Here is a 24,295-nt window from a genome sequence, read left to right on the forward strand (position 1 = left end):
AAAAAGCGGGGTTGCCCCCGCTTTTTGTTATATCCGATTAATCGATGGTGCGCAGCAATTCGTTGATGCCCACTTTACCGCGGGTTTTCGCGTCCACTTTCTTCACGATAACCGCACAGTACAGGCTGTACTTACCATCTTTAGACGGCAGGTTGCCGGAAACCACCACGGAGCCCGCCGGAACGCGGCCGTAATGGATTTCGCCGGTTTCACGGTCGTAAATACGGGTGCTCTGACCGATGTAAACGCCCATAGAGATTACTGAACCTTCTTCAACGATCACGCCTTCTACCACTTCAGAGCGCGCGCCGATGAAGCAGTTGTCTTCGATGATGGTTGGGTTAGCCTGCAGGGGTTCCAGTACGCCACCAATGCCGACGCCGCCGGACAGGTGAACGTTTTTACCGATCTGCGCGCAGGAGCCCACGGTAGCCCAGGTGTCCACCATGGTGCCTTCGTCTACATAGGCACCGATGTTTACGTAGGACGGCATCAGTACGGTGTTACGGGCGATGAACGCGCCCTGACGCACCGCAGCAGGTGGCACTACGCGGAAGCCTTCTTTCTGGAAACGCGCTTCGTCGTAATCAGCGAATTTCATTGGCACTTTATCGAAGTAGCGGCTTTCAGCTCCGTCGATAACCTGGTTATCGTTGATACGGAAAGAGAGCAGCACGGCTTTCTTCAGCCATTGATGAGTGACCCACTGACCGTCGATTTTTTCTGCTACACGCAGCGCGCCGGAATCCAGCAGAGAAATCACCTGATTAACCGCTTCGCGGGTAACGGTATCCACATTTGCCGGGGTAATCTCGGCGCGACGCTCAAAAGCGGACTCAATAACGTTCTGTAACTGCTGCATTGTTTACTCTTTCCATTTCACTAAAAAACACGTCACCCTTTATCGTTTGGATTGAGGGCTGCTGTCAACCGTTGTTGCACTTCAAGTTGCAGGTCATTATTAAGGGCACGCCGGTCCGCTGTTGCGATTATAAATAAATCTTCTACTCGCTCGCCAATGGTTGTAATTCGGGCTCCGTGGAGCGAAATTCCCAGATCGGCAAAGACCTGGCCGACGCGGGCGAGCAGTCCTGGCTGATCCAGGGCAATCAGCTCCAGGAACGATTTACGATCGGTGTGGGTCGGCAGGAAATTGACCTCGGTATCGACGGTAAAGTGGCGCAATTTTGCCGGCTGACGACGCGGCTGTGGTGGCTGCCAGCTGCGCTGGGTGATGGCCTGTTCCAGACCAAAACGTATCCCTTCATGACGATCCGACGACAGCGGGCTGCCGTCCGGCTCCAGCACAATAAAGGTGTCCATCGCCATGCCGTCGCGGGTGGTAAAAATCTGCGCGTCGTGCACGCTCAGGTTTCGTCTGTCCAGTTCAGCGCATACCGCAGCAAACAGATAAGGACGGTCCGGGCTCCAGATAAAGATCTCGGTACCACCGCGCGTCGCCTGCGGGCTGAGCAGGATCATCGGCTGCGACAAATCATGCTGCAGCAGATGCCGCGCATGCCAGGCCAGCTGGTTTGGGCTGTGGCGGACAAAGTAGTTGGCGCGACAGCGGGCCCAAATCTGATGCAATGCCTCTTCATCAATGTTGTCCATCCGCAGCAGGGCCAGAGCCTGCAGCTGATGATGGCGAACACGCTCTCGCATGTCCGGGGTATTTTGCATGCCGCGGCGCAGCTGTTTTTCGGTCGCAAAGTACAGTTCACGCAGCAGGCTCTGCTTCCAGCTGTTCCACAGCGTTTCGTTGGTGGCGCAGATATCGGCCACCGTCAGGCAGACCAGATAGCGCAGACGGTTTTCTGTTTGTACCTCTTCTGCGAACTGCTTGATCACTTCAGGATCCTGAATGTCACGGCGCTGAGCGGTAACCGACATCAGCAGGTGATGGCGGACCAGCCAGGCAACCAGCTGCGTTTCGCGCGAGTTCAGACCGTGCAGTTCGGCAAACTTCAGCACATCCTGCGCGCCCAGCACCGAGTGGTCACCCCCACGGCCTTTGGCGATATCGTGGAACAGGGCGGCAATCAGAATAAGTTCCGGGTGGGTCAGACGTGGCCACAGCTCTACACAAAGCGGGTGGCGGGAGCGCGTCTCTTCTTTCGCAAAGCTCTCCAGCTTGAGCATGACGCGGATCGTGTGTTCATCCACGGTATAGGCATGGAACAGATCGAACTGCATCTGCCCGACAATGTGCGACCATTGCGGCATATAGGCCCACAGTACGCTGTGACGGTGCATTGGCAGCAGCCCGCGACTGACGGCGCCCGGATGGCGGAGCATGCTCAGGAACAGCGAACGCGCTTCCGGGATATAGCACAGCGGCTGCGTCAGATGGCGGCGCGCATGGCGCAAATGGCGCAGGGTTGTGGAGTAGATCCCGGTGATCGTACTGTTGCGGACCATCGTATAGAACATCCGCAGGATCGCCTCCGGCTCGCGCATAAACAGGGTTTCGTCACGCAGATCGATAAGCGTGCCGCGCAGCTGGAACTCGTCATCGATGGGGCGCGGTTTTTCGTCCGCCGTCAGCGCCAGAATGGCTTCGTCGAACAGCTGTAGCAGCATCTGGTTGAGCTCGGTGACGCGGCGGGTCACGCGGAAGAAATCCTTCATCATATGCTCAACCGGTTCGTTACCCTCGCCGCTGTAGTTGAGGCGCTGGGCCACGCTGAGCTGGCGGTCGAACAACAGACGGTTATCGTAGCGATTAAGTTCAAGATGAAGGGCAAAACGAATGCGCCACAGTAGATGCAGACACTCATTGAGCTCGTTTCGCTCGGCCTCGGTTAAAAAGCCAAAACCCACCATCTCATCCAGCGAGGTGGCGCCAAAGTGGCGACGGGCCACCCACTGTAATGTGTGGATGTCGCGCAGGCCGCCGGGGCTGCTTTTAATATCCGGTTCAAGGTTATAACTTGTCCCGTGATAGCGCTGGTGGCGCTGATTTTGTTCCTCGACCTTTGCGGCGAAGAACTTTTCTGACGGCCAGAAGCCGTCACTGAAAATGTGTTTTTGCAGTTCCAGGAACAACGCGACGTCGCCGATCAGCAGGCGGGTTTCGATCAGGTTAGTGGCAACGGTCAGATCCGATAACCCTTCCAGCAAACACTCTTCCAGGGTGCGCACGCTGTGGCCAACTTCCAGCTTGATATCCCAGAGCAGCGTCAGCAGTTCGCCAATCTTTTGCGCCTGTTCGTCCGGCAGCTTTTTGCGGCTTAAGATCAGTAAGTCGATATCGGAGAGCGGATGCAGCTCACCGCGGCCATAGCCCCCGACGGCAACCAGCGCCACGTCGCTGACCTGCCCGAACCCGTTCTCAATCCACAGGCGTTGCAGGAGCTGGTCGATAAATTCGGTGCGCGCTTCGATCAGCTGTTCGGCGGAAATGCCCGCGTCAAACGCGCTTCCCAGCCAGCGCTGGAAGACATCCATATGGGCTTTGATGCCGGCACAGCTCAGCTCGTGCTGCGGCCAGACGCCCGGGTTATCGGGCTGGTCGGGGAGGGTGGGAAGTGCTGTGTTAGCATACTGTTCGGGTAATAGATTACTCATCGTGCGCCACCCATAAGAAAAAGCTATAGCCATTAAAAAAGCCGGCATTTGCCGGCTTTTTTATCATTCATCGTGCGTCAGTATTGCCGGGATGGTGTCATCCTTGCGCAACGTCATAATTTCGCAGCCATTGTCTGTTACCACAATAGTATGCTCGTACTGCGCAGACAAGCTTCTGTCTTTGGTTTTCACCGTCCAGCCATCTTTCATGGTGCGGATACGGTAGTCACCCGCGTTGACCATTGGCTCGATGGTGAAGGTCATGCCTTTTTGCAGCACCACGCCGCCGTCATCCGCATCATAGTGCAGAACCTGCGGCTCTTCGTGGAAGACGCGGCCAATGCCGTGACCACAATATTCGCGAACCACGGAGAAACCTTCCGCTTCCACAAACTTCTGGATAGCGGCACCAATGGTGCGCAGGCGAATGCCCGGTTTTACCATCTTCAGTGCCAGGTAGAGGCTCTCCTGCGTCACTTTACACAGGCGCTCGCCCAGGATGGTTGGCTTGCCCACGATAAACATCTTCGAGGTGTCACCGTGGTAATCATCTTTAATGACGGTGACGTCGATGTTGACGATGTCGCCATCTTTCAGCAGTTTTTCGTCGTCCGGAATACCGTGGCACACCACTTCATTTATAGAAATGCAGACGGATTTCGGGAAACCGTGGTAGCCGAGGCAGGCGGAGACCGCGTGCTGCTCGTTAACGATATAGTCGTTACAGATGCGGTCCAGTTCGCCGGTGCTGACGCCCGGTTTCACGAACGGCTCGATCATTTCCAGCACTTCCGCGGCCAGACGACCGGCGACGCGCATCTTTTCAATTTCTTCAGGGGTCTTAATAGAGATAGCCATGTAATCTGTCCATCGGTGTCGATTTTTTCGACAATACTAGTCTAAGTGCCGTCAATGGTACCAGTCAGGCGCACCCCGTGCCAAACTGAGAATCATTAACAGCACACTCAGCCAACAACTATTGGTTTCTGGCCGTGTTTTGTGGTATAAAGCGCGCCGGACTTCCGATCCATCTCAGATACACAGGCTGGACGGAAGCGACAAATCTCACTTTGTGTAACAACACACACGTATCGGCACATATTCCGGGGTGCCCTTCGGGGTCGGTAATATGGGATACGTGGAGGCATAACCCCAACTTTCAATATAGAGGTTTTAAACATGGCAACTGTTTCCATGCGCGACATGCTCAAGGCTGGTGTTCACTTTGGTCACCAGACCCGTTACTGGAACCCGAAAATGAAGCCTTTCATCTTCGGCGCACGTAACAAAGTTCACATCATCAACCTTGAGAAAACGGTACCAATGTTCAACGAAGCCCTGGCTGAGCTGAACAAGATCGCTTCCCGTAAAGGTAAGATTCTGTTCGTTGGTACTAAGCGCGCTGCAAGCGAAGCTGTGAAAGATGCTGCTAACAGCTGCGACCAGTTCTTCGTGAACCATCGCTGGTTGGGCGGCATGCTGACCAACTGGAAAACTGTTCGTCAGTCCATCAAGCGCCTGAAAGATCTGGAAACCCAGTCTCAGGACGGTACTTTCGACAAGCTGACTAAGAAAGAAGCGCTGATGCGCACTCGTGAGCTGGACAAGCTGGAAAACAGCCTGGGCGGTATTAAAGATATGGGCGGCCTGCCAGACGCGCTGTTCGTAATCGATGCAGACCACGAGCACATCGCAATCAAAGAAGCTAACAACCTGGGTATCCCGGTATTCGCTATCGTTGATACCAACTCCGATCCGGACGGTGTTGACTTCGTTATCCCGGGTAACGACGACGCAATCCGTGCTGTTAGCCTGTACCTGAGCGCTGTAGCTGCTACCGTTCGTGAAGGCCGTTCCCAGGATCTGGCTTCTCAGGCGGAAGAAAGCTTCGTAGAAGCTGAATAATAAGGTTTCACCCCTTATTAGTACCGTGTATGAATAGGGGCCCATTATCGGCCCCTTTTTTCAATTTATACTGTTTGGCCGCAGGCCGGGCAGTTCACATCTCCCGAGGATTTAAGAATGGCTGAAATTACCGCATCCCTGGTAAAAGAGCTGCGCGAGCGTACTGGCGCAGGCATGATGGATTGCAAAAAAGCGCTGACTGAAGCGAACGGCGACATCGAGCTGGCAATCGAAAACATGCGTAAATCCGGTGCGATCAAAGCAGCTAAAAAAGCAGGCAACGTTGCTGCTGACGGCGTGATCATCACTAAAATCGACGGCACCTACGGCATCATTCTGGAAGTTAACTGCCAGACTGACTTCGTTGCTAAAGATGGTGGTTTCCAGGCATTTGCTAACAAAGTTCTGGACGCAGCTGTTGCTGGCAAAATCACTGACGTTGAAGTTCTGAAAGCACAGTTCGAAGAAGAACGTGTTGCGCTGGTTGCTAAAATCGGTGAGAACATCAACATCCGTCGCGTGGCTTCCCTGGAAGGCGACGTTCTGGGTTCATACCAGCACGGTGCGCGTATCGGTGTTCTGGTTGCGGCTAAAGGCGCTGACGAAGAGCTGGTTAAACAGCTGGCAATGCACATCGCTGCAAGAAAACCAGAATTCGTTAAGCCAGAAGACGTGTCTGCTGAAGTGGTAGAGAAAGAGTACCAGGTTCAGCTGGACATCGCGATGCAGTCTGGTAAGCCAAAAGAAATCGCAGAGAAAATGGTTGAAGGCCGCATGAAGAAATTCACCGGCGAAGTTTCTCTGACTGGCCAGCCTTTCGTTATGGATCCAAGCAAGTCCGTTGCTCAGCTGCTGAAAGAGCACAACGCTGACGTCACTGGCTTCATCCGCTTCGAAGTGGGCGAAGGCATTGAGAAAGTTGAGACTGACTTCGCAGCAGAAGTTGCTGCAATGTCCAAGCAGTCTTAATGATGAAAAAGGAGCCGCCTGAGGGCGGCTTCTTTTTGTCACCCGTCAGACGAAAATCAGACAGGATCCCGTATCGCTGTGCTGGTATGCGACATACTATGTCGCCAGAATTTACCCCCATCTTAATCGTTGACAGTCTCAGGAAAGAAACATGGCTACCAATGCAAAACCCGTGTACAAACGCATTCTGCTTAAGCTGAGTGGCGAAGCGCTGCAGGGATCGGAAGGCTTCGGTATTGACGCAAGCATTCTCGACCGCATGGCACAGGAGATCAAAGAACTTGTCGAACTGGGTATTCAGGTCGGCGTGGTCATTGGCGGTGGCAACCTTTTCCGTGGTGCTGGTCTGGCGAAAGCGGGGATGAACCGCGTTGTGGGCGACCATATGGGTATGCTGGCAACCGTGATGAACGGTCTTGCAATGCGTGATGCGCTCCATCGTGCCTATGTGAATGCCCGCCTGATGTCCGCTATTCCTTTGAATGGCGTGTGCGATAACTACAGCTGGGCAGAAGCCATCAGCCTGCTGCGCAACAACCGCGTGGTGATCCTCTCCGCCGGTACGGGTAACCCGTTCTTTACGACCGATTCCGCTGCCTGCCTTCGCGGTATCGAAATCGAAGCCGATGTGGTGCTGAAAGCCACCAAAGTGGATGGCGTGTTTACCGCCGACCCGGCAAAAGATCCCTCTGCCACCATGTACGATCAGCTGTCCTACAGCGAAGTACTGGAAAAAGAGCTGAAAGTGATGGATCTTGCCGCCTTCACGCTGGCTCGCGACCACAAACTGCCGATCCGTGTCTTCAACATGAACAAGCCTGGCGCACTGCGTCGCGTGGTAATGGGTGAAAAAGAAGGCACATTGATCACGGAATAATTTCCGTCGGCGATAAATACAGGTAAGATTCCGCTTTATTTTGTTGTGGTATCTTACCCGGGCGCGCCTTTGGCGTTGTCATGAATTAAACGCGACTATACTTAGCACACCTGTAGCGCTGTGCTGGCGGATAGTCTGCCTGAGACAAGTTTTCAAGGATTCGTAACGTGATTAACGACATCAGAAAAGATGCTGAAGTACGCATGGAAAAATGCGTAGAAGCGTTCAAAACCCAAATCAGCAAGATCCGTACTGGCCGTGCTTCCCCAAGCCTGCTGGATGGCATCATCGTAGAGTACTACGGTACGCCAACCCCGCTGCGTCAGCTGGCGAGCGTTACCGTAGAAGATACCCGTACGCTGAAAATCAACGTGTTCGATCGTTCTATGGGACCGGCGGTTGAGAAAGCGATCATGGCGTCTGACCTTGGTCTGAACCCAAGCTCTGCGGGTGCTGATATCCGTGTTCCGCTGCCTCCGCTGACGGAAGAGCGTCGTAAAGACCTGATCAAAGTGGTGCGTGGTGAAGCTGAGCAGGGTCGTGTTTCCGTGCGTAACGTCCGTCGCGACGCGAACGATAAAGTGAAAGCGCTGCTGAAAGAAAAAGAGATCAGTGAAGATGACGATCGTCGTTCCCAGGACGACATTCAGAAAATGACTGACGCGGCCATCAAGAAAATTGATGCGGCGCTGGCAGATAAAGAAGCGGAACTGATGCAGTTCTGATTTCTGTCGTACACTGATAAACGCCGTTCAGAGGGACTTCGGGTCTTGCTGGCGGCGTTTTGCTTTTATCTGGTCTAACTTTTTTCGGGCATCTCATGAAGCATTTAACTCTCCTTGGCTCAACCGGATCTATCGGTTGCAGCACTCTCGACGTTGTACGCCACAACCCTGCGCTTTACACCGTGACAGCACTGGTGGCCGGGAAGAATGTGCAGCGAATGGTCGAGCAGTGTCTGGAGTTTACGCCCCGCTATGCGGTAATGGATGACGAAGAGAGCGCCCGCCAGCTGAAAGCCGTTCTGCAAGAGAAGGGCTGTCGTACCGAGGTCCTGAGCGGGCAACAGGCTGCCTGTGAGATGGCTGCGCTGGATGAGGTCGATCAGGTGATGGCCGCTATTGTTGGCGCGGCCGGGTTGCTGCCGACGCTGGCCGCCATCGATGCCGGCAAGGATGTTCTGCTGGCGAATAAAGAGTCGCTGGTGACCTGCGGACGCCTGTTTATGGAGGCGGTTAAGCAGCGCGGAGCACGGCTTTTGCCGGTCGACAGTGAGCACAACGCCATTTTTCAGAGTTTACCGCAACCTTTTCAGCAGAACCTGGGGTACGCTGACCTGGAGCAGAATGGGGTTGTATCGATTTTGCTTACCGGGTCTGGTGGCCCGTTTCGTGAAACGCCACTGTCTGAACTGAGCGCAATGACGCCAGATCAGGCGTGCCGTCATCCGAACTGGTCAATGGGGCGTAAGATCTCCGTTGATTCCGCCACTATGATGAACAAAGGTCTGGAATACATTGAAGCTCGCTGGCTGTTTAACGCGTCGGCGAAACAGATGGAAGTGCTGATCCACCCGCAATCGGTGATTCACTCGATGGTGCGCTATCAGGACGGCAGCGTGCTGGCACAGCTGGGAGAGCCGGATATGCGTACGCCAATTGCGCATGCAATGGCGTGGCCGGAACGGGTGAAATCTGGCGTGAAGCCACTCGATTTCTGCAAGCTGAGTTCCCTGACGTTCAGTGAACCTGACTACGATCGCTATCCGTGTCTGAAGCTTGCAATGAATGCCTTTGACCAGGGGCAGGCGGCGACGACAGCACTGAACGCAGCCAATGAAATTACCGTTGAAGCATTTCTGAATCAGCAGATCCGTTTTACCGATATCGCTATGCTGAATTTGTCGGTGCTGGAGTTGATGGATCTGCGCGAACCACAAAGCGTGGAAGAGGTGCTGGCGGTGGATGAGCAGGCTCGTATTATTGCGCGTAAACAGGTGACACGTCTCGCAAGCTGGTGATAAAGCAAGCACTAGTCGTCGTGCTATTTGTTAGCGTTGGGCTTCGGTGATATAGTCTGCGCCACCTGATCGCAGGTATTTGACTTTAAGTGGTCAGGTAAGCCGTGGTTTGACACGGCTTTTTTACGTATAGGCTTCAGTATTCCTGAGTACCGTTAAATCCTTTTCAGGGACTAAAAACGCGTTATGTTGTCTGCGAATCAACCAATAAGCGAAAACTTGCCAGCTCATGGCTGCCGTCATGTAGCAATCATCATGGATGGCAATGGCCGCTGGGCGAAAAGACAAGGGAAGATACGAGCCTTTGGGCATAAAGCTGGGGCGAAATCTGTTCGCCGCGCCGTTTCTTTTGCCGCCAATAACGGCATTGATGCGTTAACGCTCTATGCTTTTAGCAGTGAAAACTGGAATCGACCTGCGCAGGAAGTCACTGCGTTGATGGAACTGTTTGTGTGGGCGCTCGACAGCGAAGTAAAAAGCCTGCACCGCCACAACGTCCGCCTGCGCGTCATCGGCGAAACCAGTCGTTTTAACTCACGTTTGCAGGAACGGATTCGTAAAGCAGAAGCGCTGACTGAAAATAACACGGGTCTGACGCTGAATATCGCGGCGAATTACGGCGGACGCTGGGATATTATCCAGGGTGTTCGGCATCTGGCTGAACAGGTTCAGGAAGGGCTGTTGAGACCCGACCAAATTGATGAAGAAGCGCTGAGTCAGCAAATCTGCATGAATGAACTGGCACCGGTGGATTTGGTAATTAGGACAGGGGGAGAACATCGCATAAGTAACTTTTTGCTGTGGCAAATTGCCTATGCCGAACTTTACTTTACGGATGTGCTTTGGCCCGATTTTGATGAACAAGACTTTGAAGGTGCGCTGCATGCCTTTGCCAATCGAGAGCGTCGTTTCGGCGGCACCGAGCCTGGTGGCGACAAAGCCTGATGGGGGTAGCTTTTGCTGAAGTATCGCCTGATTTCCGCTTTTGTATTAATACCCATTGTCATTGCGGCGCTGTTTTTACTGCCCCCGGTGGGATTCGCTATTGTCACGCTGGTGGTGTGTATGCTCGCCGCGTGGGAATGGGGACAGTTTAGCGGCTTTACGTCGCGCAGTCAGCGGGTATGGCTGGCGGTACTCTGTGGCTTAATCCTGGCCCTGATGCTGTTTACCTTGCCTGAATATCACCATGATATTCACCAACCACTGGTTGCCGGTTCCCTGTGGGTATCGCTGGCCTGGTGGATTGCTGCGCTGGTTCTGGTGCTTTTTTATCCGGGATCCGCGTCGCTGTGGCGTAACTCAAAAGTGCTGCGCCTCATTTTTGGCCTGCTCACCATTGTGCCTTTTTTCTGGGGTATGGTTGCCCTGCGCGCCTGGCACTACGACGAAAACCACTACAGCGGTGCGCTTTGGCTGCTTTATGTGATGATTCTGGTCTGGGGGGCTGACTCTGGGGCCTATATGTTTGGTAAACTGTTTGGCAAACATAAACTGGCTCCGAAGGTGTCGCCGGGCAAAACCTGGCAAGGATTCATTGGCGGCTTGTTTACGGCAGCGATTATCTCCTGGGGCTATGGTGTCTGGGCGAATCTGGAGGTTGCACCGTCAATACTGCTGGTGTGCTCGATTTTTGCCGCGCTGGCCTCGGTACTCGGTGATTTAACCGAAAGTATGTTCAAGCGAGAAGCAGGGATTAAGGACAGCGGACATCTGATTCCAGGGCATGGCGGGATACTGGATCGCATTGACAGCCTGACAGCGGCTGTTCCCGTGTTTGCTTGTCTGCTTTTACTGGTATTCGGGACGATTTAACGGAAGGTTTTATGCTGAGCATTCTCTGGAATCTGGCGGCGTTCATTGTTGCACTGGGTGTACTGATTACCGTGCATGAATTTGGCCATTTCTGGGTTGCTCGCCGCTGCGGTGTGCGCGTAGAGCGATTCTCCATCGGTTTTGGCAAATCGCTCTGGACGCGAACCGACCGTCACGGCACCGAATTTGTCATCGCCCTTATCCCGCTTGGTGGCTACGTCAAAATGCTCGACGAACGTGTTGAGCCTGTGGCCCCTGAGCTTCGGCACAGCGCGTTCAACAACAAAACCGTTGGACAACGTGCCGCCATCATTGCTGCCGGACCGGTAGCCAATTTTATCTTCGCTATCTTCGCCTACTGGCTGGTGTTTATCATCGGCGTCCCTGGCGTGCGTCCGGTTGTGGGTGAAATCGCCCCCAATTCCATCGCGGCAAGTGCGCAAATTACACCGGGGATGGAACTTAAAGCGATTGATGGCATCGAAACCCCTGATTGGGATGCCGTGCGACTGCAGCTGGTCGCCAAAATCGGTGATGAGCAGACCACGGTCAGCGTGTCGCCGTTTGGCTCTGACCAGCGACAGAATAAAGTGCTGGATTTGCGTCACTGGAGTTTCGAACCTGACAAAGAAGATCCCGTCTCTGCGCTGGGGATTCGCCCACGTGGTGCGCAGATCGAACCGATATTAGCCGAAGTTCAGGCAAATTCGGCGGCGAGCAAAGCGGGTTTGCAAGCTGGCGACAGGATCGTTAAAGTCGATGGTCAGCCATTAACACAGTGGATGACCTTTGTTACTCTGGTGCGCGATAATCCGGGTACGTCGCTCGCGCTGGAAGTTGAAAGGCAGGGCAGTCCGCTCTCGCTGACGCTGATCCCGGATAGTAAATCGGTCGGCAAAAAGGCTGAAGGGTTTGCAGGCGTTGTGCCTAAAGTGATCCCGCTGCCAGATGAGTACAAGACAATACGCCAGTATGGGCCGTTCAGCGCCATCCTTGAAGCCACGGATAAAACATGGCAACTGATGAAGCTGACGGTAAACATGTTGGGGAAATTGATAACCGGTGATGTGAAACTGAACAACCTCAGTGGGCCAATTTCGATAGCTCAGGGGGCTGGGATGTCAGCGGAGTTCGGGGTGATTTACTATCTCATGTTTCTCGCGCTCATTAGCGTGAACCTTGGGATCATCAACCTGTTCCCGCTTCCCGTTTTAGACGGGGGTCATCTGCTGTTTTTAGCGATTGAAAAGCTAAAAGGCGGGCCGGTATCCGAGCGAGTTCAAGACTTTAGTTATCGCATTGGCTCGATTTTGCTGGTGCTGTTAATGGGGCTTGCACTTTTCAATGATTTCTCTCGGTTGTAAGAGAGTTAGTTAGGAAGAACGCATAATAACGATGGCGATGAAAAAGTTGCTCATAGCGTCGCTGCTGTTTAGCAGCGCCACCGTATACGGTGCTGACGGGTTCGTAGTGAAAGACATTCATTTCGAAGGCCTTCAGCGTGTCGCCGTTGGTGCGGCCCTCCTCAGTATGCCTGTGCGCCCCGGCGATACGGTTAATGATGATGACATCAGTAACACCATCCGTGCTCTGTTTGCCACCGGCAACTTTGAGGATGTCCGCGTCCTGCGCGATGGTGATACGCTGCTGGTTCAGGTGAAAGAACGTCCGACGATCGCCAGTATCACTTTCTCCGGTAACAAGTCGGTGAAAGATGACATGCTCAAGCAGAACCTTGAAGCATCCGGTGTTCGTGTGGGGGAGTCTCTGGACCGCACAACCCTTTCAGACATTGAAAAAGGTCTGGAAGATTTCTATTACAGCGTCGGTAAGTACAGTGCCAGCGTGAAAGCGGTAGTCACTCCGCTGCCGCGTAACCGTGTTGACCTGAAACTGGTCTTCCAGGAAGGTGTCTCTGCGAAGATCCAACAGATCAACATCGTAGGGAACCACGCGTTCACCACCGACGAACTGATCTCCACCTTCCAGCTGCGTGATGAAGTGCCGTGGTGGAACGTGGTGGGCGATCGCAAATACCAGAAACAGAAACTGGCGGGCGACCTTGAGACCCTGCGCAGCTACTATCTGGATCGTGGTTATGCCCGTTTCAACATCGACTCGACTCAGGTGAGTCTGACCCCGGATAAGAAAGGGATCTACATTACGATTAACATCACAGAAGGCGATCAGTACAAGCTTTCGGGTGTTGAAGTGAGTGGCAACCTGGCGGGGCATTCTGCTGAGATCGAATCGCTGACCAAAATTCAGCCGGGCGATCTGTACAGCGGTTCTAAAGTAACCAAAATGGAAGACGGCATTAAGAAGCTGCTCGGCCGCTATGGTTATGCCTATCCGCGTGTTCAAACTCAGCCAGAAATCAACGATGCGGATAAAACCGTTAAGCTTCACGTCAACGTTGATGCGGGCAACCGTTTCTACGTGCGTAAGATCCGCTTCGAAGGTAACGACACCTCCAAAGATTCTGTTCTGCGTCGCGAAATGCGCCAGATGGAAGGTGCATGGTTAGGTAGCGACCTCGTTGACCAGGGTAAAGAGCGTCTGAACCGTCTGGGCTATTTTGAAACTGTTGATACTGATACCCAGCGTGTGCCGGGCAGCCCGGACCAGGTTGACGTCGTTTACAAGGTGAAAGAGCGTAATACCGGTAGCTTTAACTTCGGTGTGGGCTACGGTACTGAAAGCGGCGTGAGCTTCCAGGTGGGCGTTCAGCAGGATAACTGGCTGGGTACCGGTTACTCAGTTGGCATCAACGGAACCAAAAACGACTACCAGACCTACTCTGAGTTCTCTGTTACTAACCCATACTTCACCGTCGATGGTGTGAGCCTGGGTGGTCGTATCTTCTATAACGACTTTAAAGCAGACGACGCTGATCTGTCTTCCTACACCAACAAGAGCTACGGTGTAGATGGTACGCTTGGATTCCCGGTTAACGAATACAACACCCTGCGTGCGGGCTTAGGTTATGTGCATAACGACCTGTCTAATATGCAACCGCAGGTGGCAATGTGGCGTTATCTGGACTCTATCGGCCAGTCGGCGAGCACCTCCAGCGATAACAACGGTTTTGCGGCGGATGACTTCACCTTCAACTACGGCTGGACGTATAACCGCCTTGACCGTGGTTACTTCCCTACGGAAGGTTCTCGTGTCAACCTGAATGGTAAAGTGACTATTCCAGGGTCTGATAACGAGTTCTACAAGTTAACGCTTGATACTGCCTCGTACTTCCCGATCGATGACGATCATAAGTGGGTGGTTCTGGGTCGTACCCGTTGGGGCTATGGCGATGGTTTAGGCGGCAAAGAGATGCCGTTCTATGAGAACTTCTACGCCGGTGGTTCCAGCACCGTTCGTGGCTTCCAGTCCAATAACATTGGTCCGAAAGCGGTTTATTACGGCGGTAATGACGAAGATAACTGCGCAAGCCGCGATTCAAAACAGGTTTGTAGCTCTGATGATGCGGTAGGCGGTAACGCTATGGCCGTGGCGAGCCTTGAGTTCATCACGCCGACGCCGTTTATCAGCGACAAGTACGCAAACTCTGTCCGTACCTCCTTCTTTATGGATGCCGGTACAGTGTGGGATACCAACTGGGAGAATACTGCCCAGATGCGTGCGGCAGGCGTTCCAGACTACAGCGATCCGGGCAACATTCGCATGTCTGCAGGTATCGCATTACAATGGATGTCACCGCTGGGGCCGTTGGTCTTCTCCTACGCCCAGCCGTTTAAGAAATATGATGGAGATAAGTCGGAGCAATTCCAGTTTAACATTGGTAAAACCTGGTAATTCTCCGCGGCAAAGGAATGCGTTGGCAGTGTAGCGCTGACAACCGGCGATCGGTAAAACGATCGCCTTGCCACGCAAAGAACGGTACTTTCGGGTACCAATGGGATGGTAAGGAGTTAATTGTGAAAAAGTGGTTATTAGCTGCAGGTCTCGGTTTAGCGATGGCAACTTCTGCTCAGGCAGCAGACAAAATTGCAATCGTCAACATGGGTAATTTGTTCCAGCAGGTTGCACAGAAAACAGGCGTTTCTGCGACTCTGGAAAACGAATTCAAAGGCCGTGCAAGCGAACTGCAGGGTATGGAAAACGATCTTCAGTCCAAAATGCAGCGTCTGCAGCGTGATGGTTCTACCATGAAAGCAAGCGACCGCAGCAAACTGGAAAAAGACGTAATGGCTCAGCGCCAGACGTTCTCCCAGAAAGCGCAGGCTTTTGAGCAGGATCGTCAGCGTCGTTCTAACGAAGAGCGTGGCAAGCTGGTGACTCGCATTCAGACTGCTGTTAAAGCAGTTGCTGCCGATCAGAACATCGATCTGGTTGTCGATGCGAACGCCGTTGCTTTCAACAGCAGCGATGTTAAAGACATCACCGCTGATGTTCTGAAACAGGTTAAATAAGTAATGCCTTCAATTCGACTGGCTGATTTAGCTCAGCAGTTGGATGCAGAATTACACGGTGATGGCGATATCGTCATCACCGCTGTTGCGTCCATGCAATCTGCTAAAGCTGGCAATATCACCTTCATGGTAAGCCCTAAGTACCGTGAACATCTGGCTCAATGCCAGGCGTCGGCCGTTGTTCTGACGCAGGACGATCTTCCGTTTGCCACTGGTGCGGCACTGGTAGTGAAAAATCCCTACCTGACGTATGCCCGCATGGCACAAATTCTTGATACCACGCCGCAGCCGGCGCAAAACATTGCTGCCAGTGCAGCAATCGATCCGACGGCTCAGCTGGGTAACAACGTAGCAGTCGGCGCAAATGCCGTTATTGAGTCTGGCGTCGTGCTGGGCGATAACGTCGTTATCGGTCCGGGCTGCTTCGTTGGGAAAAACACAAAAATCGGCGCCGGGACCCGTTTGTGGGCCAATGTGTCCGTCTACCATGAAGTGGAAATCGGCGAAAATTGCCTCGTTCAGTCCAGCACTGTGATTGGTTCTGACGGTTTTGGCTACGCTAACGATCGTGGTAATTGGGTTAAGATCCCGCAACTTGGTCGCGTTATCATTGGCGATCGCGTTGAGATCGGTGCCTGCACCACCATTGACCGTGGTGCGCTTGACGACACCATTATCGGCAACGGTGTTATTATCGATAATCAGTGCCAGATTGCGCATAACGTTGTGATTGGCGACAATACCGCAGTTGCAGGTGGCGTCATCATGGCAGGCAGCCTGAAAATTGGCCGTTACTGCATGATCGGCGGTGCCAGCGTGATCAATGGTCATATGGAAATATGCGACAAGGTTACAGTGACGGGAATGGGCATGGTGATGCGTCCTATCACTGAGCCGGGCGTCTATTCCTCAGGCATCCCGCTGCAACCTAACAAGGTATGGCGTAAAACAGCAGCTCTGGTGATGAATATTGATGATATGAGCAAGCGACTCAAGTCCCTTGAGCGCAAGATCGATCAACAAGACTAAGCGTTCATCTTTTTAACGCTTAATTTCCCGGCCTGTCGGCTTTCTTTTAAACCGGCAGGCCGTGTTATTATTGCTAATCAGTACATTTTGACAGGAAGAGTATTTTGACTACCGACACTCATACTCTGCATATTGAAGAGATTTTAGAACTTCTGCCGCACCGCTACCCGTTTTTGCTGGTAGACCGTGTGCTGGATTTTGAAGAAGGTCGTTTTCTGCGCGCAGTGAAAAATGTCTCCGTTAACGAGCCATTCTTCCAGGGACACTTCCCTGGTAAACCCATCTTCCCGGGTGTGTTGATCCTGGAAGCGATGGCACAAGCTACCGGTATTCTTGCGTTTAAAAGCGTAGGCAAACTGGAGCCGGGTGAACTGTACTACTTCGCGGGTATCGATGAAGCGCGCTTCAAGCGTCCTGTCGTGCCTGGTGATCAGATGATCATGGAAGTCACTTTTGAAAAAACGCGTCGTGGCCTGACTCGCTTCAAAGGCGTAGCGCTGGTTGACGGCAAAGTTGTTTGCGAAGCGACGATGATGTGTGCTCGTAGCCGGGAGTCCTGATACGTGATTGATAAATCTGCCTTTATTCATCCTACCGCTATTGTGGAAACCGGTGCCATCATTGGTGCTAATGTCCACATTGGCCCGTTCTGTATTGTTGGTCCCCATGTCGAAATTGGTGAGGGTACAGTACTGAAATCTCACGTTGTCGTGAATGGTCATACGACCATTGGCAGCAATAATGAGATCTATCAGTTCGCCTCCATCGGCGAAGTTAACCAGGATTTAAAATATGCTGGTGAGTCGACCCGTCTGGAAATTGGCGATCGTAACCGTATCCGCGAAAGCGTCACCATTCATCGTGGAACAGTACAGGGTGGTGGATTGACGAAGGTGGGCAGCGATAACCTGTTTATGGTTAATGCGCACATCGCGCACGACTGTACGGTAGGTGACCGCTGTATTCTTGCCAACAACGCAACGCTGGCAGGACACGTATCGGTTGATGACTTCGCAATTATTGGCGGTATGACCGCAGTCCATCAGTTCTGCATCATTGGTGCACACGTGATGGTCGGCGGATGCTCCGGTGTGGCGCAGGACGTCCCACCGTATGTAATTGCGCAGGGCAACCATGCCACGCCATTTGGCGTGAACATCGAAGGCCTCAAGCGTCGTGGCTTTAGTCGTGAAGCGATTACTGCTATCCGCAACGCGTATAAATTATTGTACCGTAGCGGCAAAACGCTGGAAGAGGCGAAGCCGGAAATTGCCGAGCTGGCGGAAAAGCACCCTGAAGTGAACGCGTTCATGGAATTCTTTGACCGTTCCACAAGGGGTCTGATTCGTTAATGGTCGACAGTCGTCCGCTTACGATAGCCCTGGTCGCCGGAGAAACCTCCGGCGATATTCTTGGTGCCGGTCTTATCCGCGCGCTTAAGGCTCGTGTACCTGATGCTCGCTTTGTTGGCGTTGCAGGCCCGCTAATGCAGGCTGAAGGCTGCGAAGCCTGGTACGAAATGGAAGAGCTGGCCGTGATGGGCATCGTTGAGGTGCTGGGGCGGCTGCGTCGTCTGCTGCATATCCGCGCCGATCTTACCCGCCGCTTCACCGAGCTTAAACCCGATGTCTTTGTCGGTATTGATGCACCTGACTTCAACATTACCCTCGAAGGGAATCTGAAAAAGCAGGGCATTAAAACCATTCATTACGTCAGTCCGTCCGTCTGGGCGTGGCGACAGAAACGCGTTTTCAAAATCGGACGGTCAACCCATCTGGTGCTGGCTTTCCTGCCTTTCGAAAAAGCGTTTTACGACAAATTTAATGTTCCGTGCCGTTTTATCGGGCATACCATGGCGGATGCGATGCCGTTAGATCCGGATAAAAACGCAGCGCGAGACGTGCTGGGGATCCCCCATGATGCGCACTGTCTGGCATTGCTGCCGGGCAGCCGTGGCGCAGAAGTGGAGATGCTGAGCGCGGACTTCCTGAAAACCGCGCAAATTCTGCGTAATACGTATCCCGATCTCGAAGTGGTTGTGCCACTGGTGAATGCCAAACGCCGCGAGCAGTTTGAGCGCATTAAAGCCGAGGTAGCGCCGGATCTTCACATCCATCTGCTGGATGGAAAAGGCCGTGAGGCGATGGTCGCGAGCGATGCCGCGTTGCTGGCGTCCGGCACGGCTGCCCTGGAGTGCATGCTGGCGAAATGTCCGATGGTGGTGGGCTATCGCATGAAGCCGTTCACCTTCTGGCTGGCCAAACGCCTGGTGAAGACGGAGTACGTCTCGCTGCCAAACCTGCTTGCCGGGCGTGAGCTGGTGAAAGAGCTTCTGCAGGATGAGTGTCAGCCTCAGGCGCTGGCCGATGCGCTGTTACCGCTGCTTGCCAACGGCAAGACCAGCCACCAGATGCATGATACGTTCCGCGAACTGCATCAGCAGATCCGCTGTAATGCCGATGAGCAAGCGGCTGATGCGGTGCTGGAGTTAGCAAGATGATGGAATTTATTTATCCTCACACCCACCTTGTGGCGGGTGTGGATGAAGTGGGGCGCGGTCCGTTAGTGGGCGCTGTCGTGACCGCGGCGGTGATCCTCGATCCTGCCCGTCCGATTATCGGGTTGAACGACTCCAAAAAGCTGTCTGAGAAGCGCCGACTGGCGTTATTCGATGAGATTCAGGACAAGGCACTGGCCTGGAGCCTTGGGCGTGCCGAGCCGCATGAAATCGACGAGTTGAACATCCTGCATGCCACCATGCTGGCGATGCAGCGTGCGGTGGCGGGGCTGAAAATTGCCCCGGAGTATGTTCTTATTGACGGTAACCGTTGCCCTGCATTACCCGTGCCTTCCATGGCGGTAGTGAAAGGGGATAGTCGGGTCGCGGAAATCAGTGCGGCTTCTATTATTGCCAAAGTGACCCGCGACGCTGAAATGGCCGCGCTGGATCTCAATTACCCTCAGTATGGCTTCGCTCAGCATAAGGGGTATCCAACAGCATTCCATCTGGAAAAGCTGGCTGAACATGGCGCAACCGAGCATCACCGGCGCAGTTTTGGCCCGGTGAAACGCGCGCTGGGACTGGTGTCCTGAATCAATACGCAAGCAATTAAGTAACGCGGAATCTGAAGATGGCTGAACCACGTTTCGTACACCTGCGGGTGCATAGCGACTACTCCATGATCGATGGGCTGGCGAAAACCGGGCCGCTGGTAAAAAAGGCGGCCTCACTGGGCATGCCTGCGCTGGCGATCACCGATTTTACCAACTTGTGTGGTCTGGTGAAGTTCTATGGAACGGCGCACGGGGCGGGGATGAAACCCATCGTCGGTGCTGATTTTCATGTGCAGAGCGAACTGCTCGGCGACGAAATGACGCAAATTTCCGTGTTAGCGATGAATAACACGGGCTATCAGAATCTCACCCTGCTTATCTCCAAAGCCTACCAGCGCGGTTACGGCGCCCTGGGGCCATGGATTGACAGAGACTGGCTGGCGGAGCTGAACGAAGGGTTATTGCTGATCTCCGGCGGCCGCATGGGTGATGTAGGCAAATGCCTGCTGCGCGGCAATAGCGCGCTGGTGGATCAGTGCGTGTCTTTCTACGAAGAATACTTCCCGGATCGTTACTATCTGGAGCTGATCCGCACTGGTCGTCCGGATGAAGAGAGCTATCTGCATGCTGCTGTGGCGCTTGCGGAAGCGCGCGGGCTGCCCGTGGTGGCAACCAACGATGTACGCTTCCTTGAAGCCGGGGATTTTGACGCTCATGAGATTCGCGTGGCGATCCATGATGGCTTCACTCTCGACGATCCGAAGCGCCCGCGCAATTATTCTGCTCAGCAGTACATGCGTAGCGAAGAGGAGATGTGCGAACTCTTCTCTGATATTCCTGAAGCGCTGGAAAACAGCGTCGAAATCGCCAAGCGCTGCAACGTCACCGTGCGTCTTGGTGAGTATTTCCTGCCGCAGTTCCCGACGGGGGAAATGACCACAGAAGACTTCCTGGTCATGAAATCGAAAGAAGGTCTGGAAGAGCGTCTGGAATTCCTTTTCCCGGATGAAGAAGAGCGTAAAAAGCGTCGTCCGGAGTATGACGAGCGCCTGGATATTGAACTTCAGGTTATTAACCAGATGGGCTTCCCGGGCTACTTCCTGATCGTCATGGAGTTTATCCAGTGGTCGAAGGATAACGGTGTGCCGGTTGGTCCGGGACGTGGTTCGGGTGCAGGGTCACTGGTGGCCTATGCGCTTAAGATTACAGACCTCGATCCGCTGGAGTTTGACCTGCTGTTCGAACGTTTCCTTAACCCGGAACGTGTCTCCATGCCCGACTTCGACGTCGACTTCTGTATGGAAAAACGTGACCAGGTGATTGAGCACGTGGCGGATATGTATGGCCGTGACGCGGTATCGCAGATTATTACCTTCGGTACGATGGCGGCAAAAGCGGTTATCCGCGACGTGGGCCGCGTGCTGGGGCATCCGTACGGTTTTGTAGACCGCATCTCTAAGCTGGTGCCGCCCGATCCGGGGATGACGTTGGCAAAAGCGTTTGAAGCTGAGCCGCAGCTGCCGGAAATCTACGAAGCTGACGAAGAAGTCAAAGCGCTGATCGACATGGCGCGTAAGCTGGAAGGCGTCACGCGTAACGCCGGTAAGCATGCGGGTGGCGTGGTTATCGCCCCGACCAAAATTACCGATTTCGCGCCGCTGTACTGCGATGAAGCCGGTCAGCACCCGGTTACCCAGTTTGATAAGAACGACGTGGAATACGCCGGGCTGGTGAAGTTTGACTTCCTCGGTCTGCGCACGCTCACCATCATCAACTGGGCGCTGGAGATGATCAACGCCCGCCGCGAGAAGAATGGCGAGCCGCCGCTGGATATCGCGGCCATCCCACTGGATGACAAGAAAAGTTTCGACATGCTGCAGCGCTCGGAGACCACAGCGGTCTTCCAGCTTGAATCCCGCGGCATGAAAGATCTGATCAAGCGTCTGCAGCCAGACTGCTTCGAAGATATGATCGCACTGGTGGCGCTGTTCCGTCCGGGACCGCTGCAGTCGGGGATGGTAGATAACTTTATCGACCGTAAGCATGGTCGGGAAGAGATCTCCTACCCGGACGTTCAGTGGCAGCACGAAAGCCTGAAGCCGGTACTTGAGCCAACCTACGGCATCATCCTGTACCAGGAACAGGTTATGCAGATTGCCCAGGTGCTTTCCGGCTATACGCTCGGCGGCGCGGATATGCTGCGTCGTGCAATGGGTAAGAAAAAGCCGGAAGAGATGGCCAAGCAGCGCTCTATTTTTGAAGATGGCGCGAAGAAAAACGGCGTTGACGGCGAGCTGGCCATGAAAATCTTTGACCTGGTGGAGAAATTCGCCGGGTATGGATTTAACAAATCGCACTCTGCCGCCTATGCTTTGGTGTCGTATCAAACCCTGTGGCTGAAGGCGCACTATCCGGCTGAATTTATGGCGGCGGTAATGACCGCCGATATGGATAACACCGAGAAGGTGGTTGGCCTGGTGGATGAGTGCTGGCGCATGGGGCTGAAGATCCTGCCGCCGGATATTAACTCGGGTCTTTACCATTTCCACGTTAACGACGACGGGGAGATCGTGTACGGGATCGGCGCGATCAAAGGCGTAGGTGAAGGGCCGATCGAGGCGATCATCGAAGCGCGTAATAACGGTGGTTACTTCCGCGAGCTGTTTGATCTGTGCGCCCGTACCGATACTAAAAAACTGAACCGCCGCGTGCTGGAAAAACTGATCATGTCCGGTGCGTTCGACAGGCTGGGCCCGCACCGCGCCGCGCTGATGAACTCGCTTGGCGACGCGCTGAAAGCCGCGGATCAGCACGCAAAAGCGGAAGCCATTGGCCAGGCGGACATGTTCGGCGTGCTGGCGGAAGAGCCAGAGCAGATCGAGCAGTCTTACGCCAGCTGTCTGCCGTGGCCAGAACAGGTGGTGCTGGATGGTGAGCGTGAAACGTTAGGCTTGTACCTGACGGGGCACCCGATCAACCAGTACATCAAAGAAATTGAGCGCTATGTCGGAGGCTACAGGCTGAAAGACATGCATCCGACAGAACGTGGTAAAATCACCACGGCTGCGGGGCTCGTGATTGCTGCAAGGGTTATGGTCACCAAGCGCGGCAATCGTATCGGCATCTGTACCCTGGATGACCGTTCCGGGCGTCTGGAGGTGATGTTATTCACCGACGCGCTGGATAAATACCAGCAATTGCTGGAAAAAGACCGCATACTTATCGTCAGCGGACAGGTCAGCTTTGATGACTTCAGCGGGGGGCTTAAAATGACCGCCCGCGAAGTGATGGACATTGACGAAGCCCGGGAAAAATATGCTCGCGGGCTTGCTATCTCGCTGACGGACAGGCAAATTGATGACCAGCTTTTAAACCGACTCCGTCAGTCTCTGGAACCCCACCGCTCGGGGACAATTCCAGTACATCTCTACTATCAGAGGGCGGATGCACGTGCGCGGTTGCGCTTTGGTGCAACGTGGCGTGTCTCTCCGAGCGATCGTTTACTGAACGATCTCCGTGGCCTCATTGGTTCGGAGCAGGTGGAACTGGAGTTTGACTAATACAGGAATACTATGAGTCTGAATTTCCTTGATTTCGAACAGCCGATTGCTGAGCTGGAAGCGAAAATCGATTCTCTGACAGCGGTAAGCCGTCAGGATGAAAAACTGGATATTAACATCGACGAAGAAGTGCATCGTCTGCGTGAGAAAAGCGTAGAACTGACGCGCAAAATCTTTGCCGATCTCGGCGCATGGCAGATCGCCCAGTTGGCGCGTCACCCACAGCGTCCGTACACCCTGGATTATGTCCGCCTGGCGTTTGACGAATTTGACGAACTGGCAGGCGACCGCGCTTACGCAGACGATAAAGCTATCGTTGGCGGTATCGCTCGTCTGGATGGACGTCCGGTGATGATCATTGGCCATCAGAAAGGCCGTGAAACCAAAGAGAAGATCCGTCGTAACTTTGGTATGCCGGCACCAGAAGGCTACCGTAAAGCCCTGCGTCTGATGGAGATGGCTGAGCGTTTCAACATGCCCATCATCACCTTTATCGACACCCCGGGTGCTTACCCTGGCGTGGGTGCGGAAGAGCGCGGTCAGTCTGAAGCCATCGCACGTAACCTGCGTGAGATGTCTCGCCTGAAGGTGCCTGTCATCTGTACCGTCATCGGTGAAGGTGGTTCCGGTGGTGCACTGGCGATTGGTGTGGGTGATAAAGTGAATATGCTGCAGTACAGCACCTATTCCGTTATCTCTCCGGAAGGGTGTGCCTCTATTCTGTGGAAGAGCGCCGACAAAGCGCCTCTGGCTGCAGAAGCGATGGGTATCATTGCCCCACGCCTGAAAGAGCTGAAGCTGATCGATACCGTCATCCCTGAGCCTCTGGGTGGTGCGCATCGTAAGCCGGAAGTGATGGCCGCTTCCCTGAAAGCGCAGTTGCTGGCCGATCTGGCCGACCTGGATGTGCTGAGCAAAGATGATCTGCTCAACCGCCGTTACCAGCGTCTGATGACCTACGGTTACGCGTAAGTTACACAATTATCTGAAAAGCCGCACACTGTTGCGGCTTTTTTTATACCTGCGGTTTACCCTGGCTATGCTTAGCTAATGTTTTTTAAGGAGG

At 53.8% G+C, this 24,295-nt stretch carries 20 protein-coding genes; 17 read left to right on the plus strand and 3 right to left on the minus strand.

What is annotated here, in order from left to right; translation table 11 throughout:
* Positions 1–37: 37 nt before the first annotated feature.
* The 3 genes from dapD to map form a co-directional block, all read right to left on the minus strand.
* Entirely contained in the window at positions 38–862 is an 825-nt protein-coding gene (gene dapD, locus EKN38_RS10300) for a 2,3,4,5-tetrahydropyridine-2,6-dicarboxylate N-succinyltransferase (protein ID WP_013095650.1), read from the minus strand.
* 32 nt (positions 863–894) lie between these two features.
* Positions 895–3,570 carry a bifunctional uridylyltransferase/uridylyl-removing protein GlnD gene (gene glnD / locus EKN38_RS10305; protein WP_014830707.1) on the minus strand — a complete coding sequence of 892 codons (2,676 nt, stop codon included), beginning with the start codon at positions 3,568–3,570 and terminating at the stop codon, positions 895–897.
* A 63-nt stretch (positions 3,571–3,633) separates the two neighbouring features.
* Positions 3,634–4,428 (minus strand): type I methionyl aminopeptidase, encoded by a 795-nt coding sequence (gene map, locus EKN38_RS10310; RefSeq protein ID WP_013095652.1) that lies wholly within the window; start codon positions 4,426–4,428, stop codon positions 3,634–3,636.
* A 321-nt stretch (positions 4,429–4,749) separates the two neighbouring features.
* Between map and rpsB the strand changes: the two genes are divergently transcribed.
* The 17 genes from rpsB (at position 4,750) to accA (ending at position 24,201) form a co-directional block, all read left to right on the plus strand.
* Positions 4,750–5,475 (plus strand): 30S ribosomal protein S2, encoded by a 726-nt coding sequence (gene rpsB, locus EKN38_RS10315; protein WP_013095653.1) that lies wholly within the window; start codon positions 4,750–4,752, stop codon positions 5,473–5,475.
* Positions 5,476–5,592: 117 nt separating this feature from the next.
* Positions 5,593–6,444 carry a translation elongation factor Ts gene (tsf, locus tag EKN38_RS10320; protein ID WP_126522046.1) on the plus strand — a complete coding sequence of 284 codons (852 nt, stop codon included), beginning with the start codon at positions 5,593–5,595 and terminating at the stop codon, positions 6,442–6,444.
* A 151-nt stretch (positions 6,445–6,595) separates the two neighbouring features.
* Entirely contained in the window at positions 6,596–7,321 is a 726-nt protein-coding gene (gene pyrH, locus EKN38_RS10325; RefSeq protein ID WP_003856194.1) for a UMP kinase, read from the plus strand.
* Between the two features lie 167 nt (positions 7,322–7,488).
* Positions 7,489–8,046, plus strand: a complete 558-nt coding sequence (gene frr, locus EKN38_RS10330; protein WP_008501909.1) for a ribosome recycling factor — start codon at positions 7,489–7,491, stop codon at positions 8,044–8,046.
* A 95-nt stretch (positions 8,047–8,141) separates the two neighbouring features.
* A complete protein-coding gene (gene ispC, locus EKN38_RS10335) occupies positions 8,142–9,341 on the plus strand; it encodes a 1-deoxy-D-xylulose-5-phosphate reductoisomerase (RefSeq protein WP_014830709.1) in 1,200 nt (399 codons plus the stop codon).
* Positions 9,342–9,527: 186 nt separating this feature from the next.
* A complete protein-coding gene (gene ispU / locus EKN38_RS10340) occupies positions 9,528–10,286 on the plus strand; it encodes a (2E,6E)-farnesyl-diphosphate-specific ditrans,polycis-undecaprenyl-diphosphate synthase (RefSeq protein ID WP_014830710.1) in 759 nt (252 codons plus the stop codon).
* 12 nt (positions 10,287–10,298) lie between these two features.
* Positions 10,299–11,156 (plus strand): phosphatidate cytidylyltransferase, encoded by an 858-nt coding sequence (gene cdsA, locus EKN38_RS10345; RefSeq protein ID WP_014830711.1) that lies wholly within the window; start codon positions 10,299–10,301, stop codon positions 11,154–11,156.
* Positions 11,157–11,167: 11 nt separating this feature from the next.
* Positions 11,168–12,520 carry a sigma E protease regulator RseP gene (gene rseP / locus EKN38_RS10350; protein ID WP_014830712.1) on the plus strand — a complete coding sequence of 451 codons (1,353 nt, stop codon included), beginning with the start codon at positions 11,168–11,170 and terminating at the stop codon, positions 12,518–12,520.
* 31 nt (positions 12,521–12,551) lie between these two features.
* Positions 12,552–14,969 carry an outer membrane protein assembly factor BamA gene (gene bamA / locus EKN38_RS10355; protein WP_014830713.1) on the plus strand — a complete coding sequence of 806 codons (2,418 nt, stop codon included), beginning with the start codon at positions 12,552–12,554 and terminating at the stop codon, positions 14,967–14,969.
* A gap of 122 nt (positions 14,970–15,091) precedes the next feature.
* Positions 15,092–15,586 carry a molecular chaperone Skp gene (skp, locus tag EKN38_RS10360; RefSeq protein ID WP_014830714.1) on the plus strand — a complete coding sequence of 165 codons (495 nt, stop codon included), beginning with the start codon at positions 15,092–15,094 and terminating at the stop codon, positions 15,584–15,586.
* A 3-nt stretch (positions 15,587–15,589) separates the two neighbouring features.
* Positions 15,590–16,615: a UDP-3-O-(3-hydroxymyristoyl)glucosamine N-acyltransferase gene (lpxD, locus tag EKN38_RS10365; protein WP_013095661.1), complete on the plus strand. Its 1,026-nt coding sequence runs from the start codon at positions 15,590–15,592 to the stop codon at positions 16,613–16,615.
* 104 nt (positions 16,616–16,719) lie between these two features.
* The gene (gene fabZ / locus EKN38_RS10370) at positions 16,720–17,175 is read left to right on the plus strand and encodes a 3-hydroxyacyl-ACP dehydratase FabZ (protein ID WP_010426706.1); all 456 of its coding nucleotides are present in this window, start codon (positions 16,720–16,722) and stop codon (positions 17,173–17,175) included.
* Positions 17,176–17,178: 3 nt separating this feature from the next.
* Positions 17,179–17,967, plus strand: a complete 789-nt coding sequence (gene lpxA, locus EKN38_RS10375) for an acyl-ACP--UDP-N-acetylglucosamine O-acyltransferase (RefSeq protein ID WP_013095662.1) — start codon at positions 17,179–17,181, stop codon at positions 17,965–17,967.
* Positions 17,967–19,115 (plus strand): lipid-A-disaccharide synthase, encoded by a 1,149-nt coding sequence (lpxB, locus tag EKN38_RS10380; RefSeq protein ID WP_014830715.1) that lies wholly within the window; start codon positions 17,967–17,969, stop codon positions 19,113–19,115. The genes lpxA and lpxB overlap by 1 nt, the downstream gene beginning before the upstream one ends.
* The gene (gene rnhB / locus EKN38_RS10385) at positions 19,112–19,708 is read left to right on the plus strand and encodes a ribonuclease HII (protein WP_014830716.1); all 597 of its coding nucleotides are present in this window, start codon (positions 19,112–19,114) and stop codon (positions 19,706–19,708) included. The genes lpxB and rnhB overlap by 4 nt, the downstream gene beginning before the upstream one ends.
* A gap of 38 nt (positions 19,709–19,746) precedes the next feature.
* Complete coding sequence (dnaE, locus tag EKN38_RS10390; protein WP_014830717.1) at positions 19,747–23,229, plus strand: DNA polymerase III subunit alpha; 3,483 nt, start codon at positions 19,747–19,749, stop codon at positions 23,227–23,229.
* Positions 23,230–23,241: 12 nt separating this feature from the next.
* The gene (gene accA, locus EKN38_RS10395; RefSeq protein ID WP_014830718.1) at positions 23,242–24,201 is read left to right on the plus strand and encodes an acetyl-CoA carboxylase carboxyl transferase subunit alpha; all 960 of its coding nucleotides are present in this window, start codon (positions 23,242–23,244) and stop codon (positions 24,199–24,201) included.
* Positions 24,202–24,295 lie beyond the last annotated feature (94 nt).

Origin of the sequence: Enterobacter sp. WCHEn045836, assembly GCF_003965585.1 — a bacterium.
Classification (GTDB): Bacteria; Pseudomonadota; Gammaproteobacteria; order Enterobacterales; family Enterobacteriaceae; genus Enterobacter; species Enterobacter dissolvens.